The 6,000-nt window shown below is 64.8% G+C and carries 6 protein-coding genes; 5 read left to right on the forward strand and 1 reads right to left on the reverse strand.

The window, feature by feature from the left end:
* Positions 1–76 precede the first annotated feature (76 nt).
* From gcvA to RT614_RS23060, 3 genes are all read left to right on the forward strand, one after another.
* Positions 77–1,003 carry a transcriptional regulator GcvA gene (gene gcvA / locus RT614_RS23050; protein WP_313624486.1) on the forward strand — a complete coding sequence of 309 codons (927 nt, stop codon included), beginning with the start codon at positions 77–79 and terminating at the stop codon, positions 1,001–1,003.
* A gap of 7 nt (positions 1,004–1,010) precedes the next feature.
* Positions 1,011–2,129 (forward strand): tRNA 2-thiouridine(34) synthase MnmA, encoded by a 1,119-nt coding sequence (gene mnmA, locus RT614_RS23055; RefSeq protein ID WP_313624487.1) that lies wholly within the window; start codon positions 1,011–1,013, stop codon positions 2,127–2,129.
* 86 nt (positions 2,130–2,215) lie between these two features.
* Positions 2,216–3,034: a sulfite exporter TauE/SafE family protein gene (locus RT614_RS23060; protein WP_313624499.1), complete on the forward strand. Its 819-nt coding sequence runs from the start codon at positions 2,216–2,218 to the stop codon at positions 3,032–3,034.
* Between the two features lie 158 nt (positions 3,035–3,192).
* Here RT614_RS23060 and RT614_RS23065 read toward each other — a convergent pair whose 3' ends face one another.
* Entirely contained in the window at positions 3,193–3,804 is a 612-nt protein-coding gene (locus RT614_RS23065) for a glutathione S-transferase (protein ID WP_313624488.1), read from the reverse strand.
* A 161-nt stretch (positions 3,805–3,965) separates the two neighbouring features.
* Here RT614_RS23065 and purB point away from each other — a divergent pair, with 161 nt between their 5' ends.
* Together purB and RT614_RS23075 are read left to right on the forward strand one after the other, a co-directional pair.
* Positions 3,966–5,342 carry an adenylosuccinate lyase gene (purB, locus tag RT614_RS23070; RefSeq protein ID WP_313624489.1) on the forward strand — a complete coding sequence of 459 codons (1,377 nt, stop codon included), beginning with the start codon at positions 3,966–3,968 and terminating at the stop codon, positions 5,340–5,342.
* A gap of 58 nt (positions 5,343–5,400) precedes the next feature.
* A complete protein-coding gene (locus tag RT614_RS23075; protein ID WP_313624490.1) occupies positions 5,401–5,859 on the forward strand; it encodes a cytochrome c in 459 nt (152 codons plus the stop codon).
* Positions 5,860–6,000: the final 141 nt, after the last annotated feature.

Below are 6,000 nucleotides of genomic sequence, written 5' to 3' on the forward strand. Positions count from 1 at the left end.
GTGTAACGTTTGCGGCGCTCGCAGACCTTCTTCAAGCCCGCAGGGCAGGGAGCCCCACAATCAGTGGGGGCTACAGATGAGGCGATTCTGTCCCTCTTTAACCGATCTTCAGGCTTTCGAGGTTGCTGCCCGCCATAGCAGTTTCACGCGCGCCGCCCAGGAACTATGCGTGACCCAGGGCGCGGTGAGCAAACAGGTGAAACATTTAGAGGAGTTCGTCGGCGTCGAACTATTCCTGCGGATCAGGCAAGGACTGGTTCTGACCGAAGCCGGACGCAGCTACCTGACCAAGATTCAGGCCGGCCTGGGGCAGATCGAGGCGGCCACCGTGGAGCTTATCGCGCACCAGGGGCGCGGGGGCACGCTGAATCTCACCTGCATGCCCACATTCGGCGCGCGCTGGCTGATCCCGCGCCTGACCGCCTTCATGCGCCTGCGCCCGGACATCCACGTGGAATTCCTGCCGCACCGCCAGGGCTATGACTTTTCGACGCCGGAACTGGATGCCGCGGTGCGCTTCGGAGAAGGGCTGTGGCCCGGAAGCGGCGCGGATTACATCGTCGGCCGCGAGATCCTGCCGGTATGCAGTCCGCGGCTGATCCCGGGCGGCTGCAAGTCGCCCGAGGACCTGCTGGCGTATCCGCTGCTGCATCATACGTCGGCCCTGGAGGGCTGGCGCGACTGGTTCGAGCAGGCAGGCTGCGACACGCGCCGCAGCCTGGAGGGGGCTCGTTTCGATCAATACGCGCTGTTGTCCCAGGCTGCCGCGGCGGGTTTCGGGGTGGCGCTGATTCCGCGTTGCCTGATCGAGGACGAGCTCCGCGACGGCAAGCTGGCCATCGCCATCCAGCTGCCCATCCGCGCGCGGATGGGCTATTACCTTTGCTATCCCGAGCAGAAGGCGAACCTGCCCACCTTGCAGGCCTTCCGGGCCTGGCTGATGGAAGTGTCGCGCGCTGCCGAGCCGCAGCCCCGGGAAGAAGCTTCGTCCGATCTAAAATAGCCGCATCATGAGTCAAATATCCACCAAGAAAGGCCGCGTTGTCGTCGGCATGTCCGGCGGGGTCGATTCTTCGGTCACCGCATGGCTGCTCAAGCAGCAAGGCTACGAGGTCGTCGGTCTGTTCATGAAGAACTGGGAAGACGACGACGATTCCGAATATTGCTCCACCCGCCAGGACCTTCTGGACGCAGCCAGCGTGGCCGATCTGGTCGGCGTGGAATTCGAGTTCGTCAATTTCGCCGCTGAATACAAAGACCGGGTGTTCGCCGAGTTCCTGCGCGAATACTCCGCGGGCCGCACGCCGAATCCGGATGTGCTTTGCAACGCCGAGATCAAATTCAAGGCGTTCCTGGACCATGCCATGGCCCTGGGCGCGGAACATATCGCCACGGGCCACTACGCCCGGGTGCGCGAGATCCCCGCGCAAGGCGGCGGCATGCAGTTCCAGTTGCTCAAGGCGCTGGACGCGTCCAAGGACCAATCCTATTTCCTGCATCGCCTGAATCAGGCGCAACTGTCGCGCACGCTGTTCCCGCTGGGCGAAATCCACAAGACCGAGGTTCGGCGCATCGCGCACGAGATCGGCCTGCACAATGCCGCCAAGAAGGACTCGACCGGCATCTGTTTTATCGGCGAGCGCCCGTTCCGCGAGTTCCTGAACCGCTACCTGCCCACCGAGCCCGGCCCCATCCTGACGCCCGAAGGGCAGCAGGTCGGCCGCCACGAGGGCCTGTCGTTCTACACGCTGGGCCAGCGCAAGGGGTTGGGCGTGGGAGGCGTCAAGGGTCGGCAGCGCGACGACGGCACCGCCGAAGCCTGGTATGTGGCGCGCAAGGATCTCGAGCGCAACATCCTGTATGTGGTGCAGGGGCATGACCATCCCTGGCTGCTTTCCGGCAGCCTGCAGGCGCAGGACGCAAGCTGGGTGGCGGGCCATCCGCCGGCAGCGGGCGCCTACGGCGCCAAGACGCGCTATCGCCAGGCGGACGCGGCCTGCAGCCTGGCCGATGCCTCGGATGGCGTGTTCACGCTGGATTTCACGGAACCGCAGTGGGCGGTGACCCCCGGCCAGTCGGCCGTGCTATACGATGGCGAAGTTTGCCTGGGCGGCGGCATCATCCTGTAGCCGATGGCGCCACGCCGCTAAACCGAGGCCCCCCGGTGCCATGCCCGAGGGGCCTTGTTCATGACAATAAAAGAGAGGAGATGGACGTGGATGTAACGATGGTGATCTGCCTGCTGGTGCTGGGCGGCGTAGTGGGATTTGCGGCGGGCCTGCTGGGCATCGGCGGCGGGATGCTGCTGGTGCCTTTCCTGACGATGCTGTTCACGTGGCAGGGCATGCCGGCCGATCTGGTGGTGCATGCGGCAATCGCGACGTCGATGACATCGATCCTGTTCACGTCCATTTCCAGCGTCCGCGCCCACCAGCAGCGGGGCACCATCAAGTGGCGCATCGTCGCGGCGATGGCGCCGGGCATCATCATCGGCGGTCTGTTCTCGGGCGGCGCGGTCTTCGCGGCGCTCAGCACCTTGTGGCTGTCGCTGTTCTTTGCGCTGTTCGTGGGCTATTCGGGCTGGAGCATGTTGCGCAACAAGAAGCCCAAGCCCTCGCGCCAGATGCCCGGCGTCGTCGGCACCAGCGCCGCCGGCGCGGGCATCGGCTTTCTGTCCGGCCTGGTGGGGGCGGGGGGCGGCTTCCTGTCCGTGCCGTTTATGGTCTGGTGCAACGTGGCGCTGCTCAATGCGGTGTCTACGTCGGCCGCGCTGGGCTTTCCGATCGCCCTGGCCAACAGCGTGGGCTACGTGGTCTCGGGCTTGAATGCGGCCGAATCGTATCCGGGCATGCTCGGCTTCATCTATTGGCCGGCCCTGCTGGCGCTGGTGTGCACCAGCGTCCTGACGGCGCCGCTGGGAGCGCGCATGGCTCATAGCCTGCCGGTGCAGACGCTCAAGCGCGTATTCGCCTGCCTGTTGTTCGCCCTGGCGGCGTACATGCTGTATACGGCATGGCAGACCTATTCGGCGTGAGCCGGGGCTGAATGAAACCGGCCGGGCTATGAAGCCGGCCGCACAATGAAACCGGCCGCACAGTGAAACCGGCCGCACAATGAAACCGGCCGCACGAGGCGGCCGGTGAATCAGATGTCCTTCGGCGCCCCTGGCATGGCCAGGGCTGCCGCGAACCGTCAGGCGGTCTTCGGCACCGTGTCGATGAACGATTGGCGCTGGGACAGCTTTTCGTACAGGCGCGCCAGGTTGGCGTGGCTGCTGCGCCAATCCAGCGTGGCGAAGCGCAGGTCCAGGTAACCCAGGGCGCAGCCGACGGCGATGTCGGCCAGGCTGTAGTTGATGCCCATGCAATGGGCGTTGTCGCCCAGGCTCTTGTTCATGGCGTCCAGGCTGGCGTGGATCTTGCCGTACTGGCGTTCGATCCATTCGGGGCTGCGCTGGGCTTCGGGGCGCTGGTTTTCCTTGACGATGGTCACGCAGGCGTCCAGGAGGCCATCGGCGATGGCTTCCCAGCATTTGACGGCCGCGCGGTCGCGTCCCGGCTGAGGAATCAGGCGGGCGACGGGAGACAGGGTGTCCAGGTACTCGACGATGACGCGCGAGTCAAAGAGGGCGCCGCCATCTTCCATGACCAGGCAGGGCACCTTGCCCAGCGGGTTGTACGTTTGGATCTGCGTGTCGGCGGACCAGACGTTTTCGAGTTCAAGCCGGTAGTCCAGCTTTTTCTCGGCCATGACGATACGCACTTTGCGCACGTAAGGACTGGTAAGCGAGCCGATCAGTTTCATGGAGTCACAAGCGGAGTCGGAAAGCGGCCGAAGTATAGCAGGCCGCATGACGGTCTAATCGTCCGCGGGCCGGAATCTTCGTCAGTTTGCCACAATGTTGCCCGCCCTCGGATGATAAAATCGTCGGGTTTTCCCATCCGTAGCTTTTTCCTTCCCAGACCATGCAAATCGCCGACCAACTGAGCCAACTTAACGCCCTTTCGCCACTGGATGGCCGGTACGCTTCCCGGGGCGACGCGCTGCGCGGCCTGCTGTCCGAGGCCGGTTTCATGGCCCACCGCGTCGAAGTCGAGGTGGCCTGGCTGGTCGCCCTGTCCGACGCCGGCCTGCCCGAGCTGCCTGCTTTCTCCGAAGGCGCCCGTGCCCGCCTGGCGCAACTGGTCGCCAATTTCTCCGAAGCGGACGCCGGCCGCATCAAGGACATCGAGCGCGTCACGAACCACGACGTGAAGGCCGTCGAATACTGGCTGAAGGAAAAGGTCGCCGACGACGCCGAACTGGCTCGCGCCGCTGAATTCATTCACTTCGCCTGCACTTCCGAGGACATCAACAACACGTCGCACGCGCTGATGCTGTCGCGCGCACGGGACCAGGTCGTGGTGCCGCGCCTGCGCGAAGTCGCCGCCAAGCTGAACGACATGGCTCTCGCCAACGCCGACCAGCCGCTGCTGTCGCGCACGCACGGCCAGCCCGCCAGCCCCTCGACGCTGGGCAAGGAATTCGCCAACGTGGCCGCGCGCCTCCTGCGCGCCATCGCCGCCGTCGAGGCCGTCGAACCTTTGGCCAAACTGAACGGCGCGACGGGCAACTACAACGCCCACCTGTCCGCCTATCCCGAAATCGATTGGCCCGCCTTCAGCCAGCGCGTGCTGGCTGGCCTGGGCCTGACCCAGAACCGCCACACCATCCAGATCGAACCCCACGACTGGATGTCGGCGCTGTTTGACGCCATCACCCGCGCGAACATCATCATCCTCGACCTGGATCGCGACATCTGGGGCTATGTGGCGCTGGGGTACTTCAAGCAGCGCCTGAAGGAAGGCGAGGTCGGTTCGTCGACCATGCCGCACAAGGTCAACCCGATCGACTTCGAAAACTCCGAAGGCAACCTGGGCCTGGCCAACGCCGTGCTGCGCCACCTGTCGGACAAACTGCCCATCTCCCGTTGGCAGCGCGACCTGACCGATTCCACCGTGCTGCGCAATCTGGGCGTGGGCCTGGGCTACTGCCTGGTGGCATGGGATGCGTGCATGCGCGGCCTGGGCAAGCTCGAAGTCAACACGGCTGCCATCGATGCCGACATCGACGCCTGCTGGGAAGTGCTGGCCGAGCCCGTGCAGACCGTCATGCGCCGCTATGGCCTGCCGCAACCCTACGAGCAACTGAAGGCCTTGACGCGCGGCAAGGGCATCACCGAAGAAGCCCTGCGAGAATTCATCCAGGGCCTGGCGCTGCCTGAAGAGCCCAAGGCCCGCCTGCTGGCGATGACGCCGCGCTCGTACATCGGCCTGGCGGCCGAGCTGGCCCGGGCGGTATAGTCGCCGTGCCGCGCGCGGTACGCGCGCGGCTTTCACGTTGTACCTACGGGAGATAGCAATGAAGAAGTTGTCCACGCTCGTGGCGCTGGCCTGTATGACGGTGGGTCCGCTGCTGGCGACGTCCGCGTCCGCCCAATTCGCCAAGCCCGAGGATGCGGTCAAGTACCGCCAGTCGGCGCTTTCGCTCATCGGCTCGCATTTCGGCCGCATGGCGCCGGTGGTCAAGGGCCAGGCGCCCTATGACGCCGCGCAAATCAAGGCCAACGTCGACGTGCTGAAGACGCTGTCGGCATTGCCGTGGGCGGGCTTCGGTCCTGGCACCGAGGGCGGCGACGCCCGTCCGGAAGTCTGGAGCGATGCTGCTGGCTTCAAGCAGAAGCAGCAGGCATTCCAGGACAACATCGTCAAGCTGTCTGCCGCCGCGGATTCCGGTGACCTGGACAAGCTGCGCGCCGCGTTCGGCGACGTCGGCGCAAGCTGCAAGGCCTGCCACGACGCCTATCGCAAGAAAAAATAAGCCTCTGGCGGCAAGGCCGGGCGTCAGTTCGGCGGAGCCGTCCGGCTGTAGTGAAAAAAGCCCCTTGCAGGGCTTTTTTCATGGGCGTGACCCGTCCTGATTTTGGTTGACATCTTTTTGAGAGAAAAAAGGAGAGTCAAT

Source organism: Achromobacter sp., from assembly GCF_032102605.1.
Taxonomy (GTDB): domain Bacteria; phylum Pseudomonadota; class Gammaproteobacteria; order Burkholderiales; family Burkholderiaceae_B; genus Achromobacter.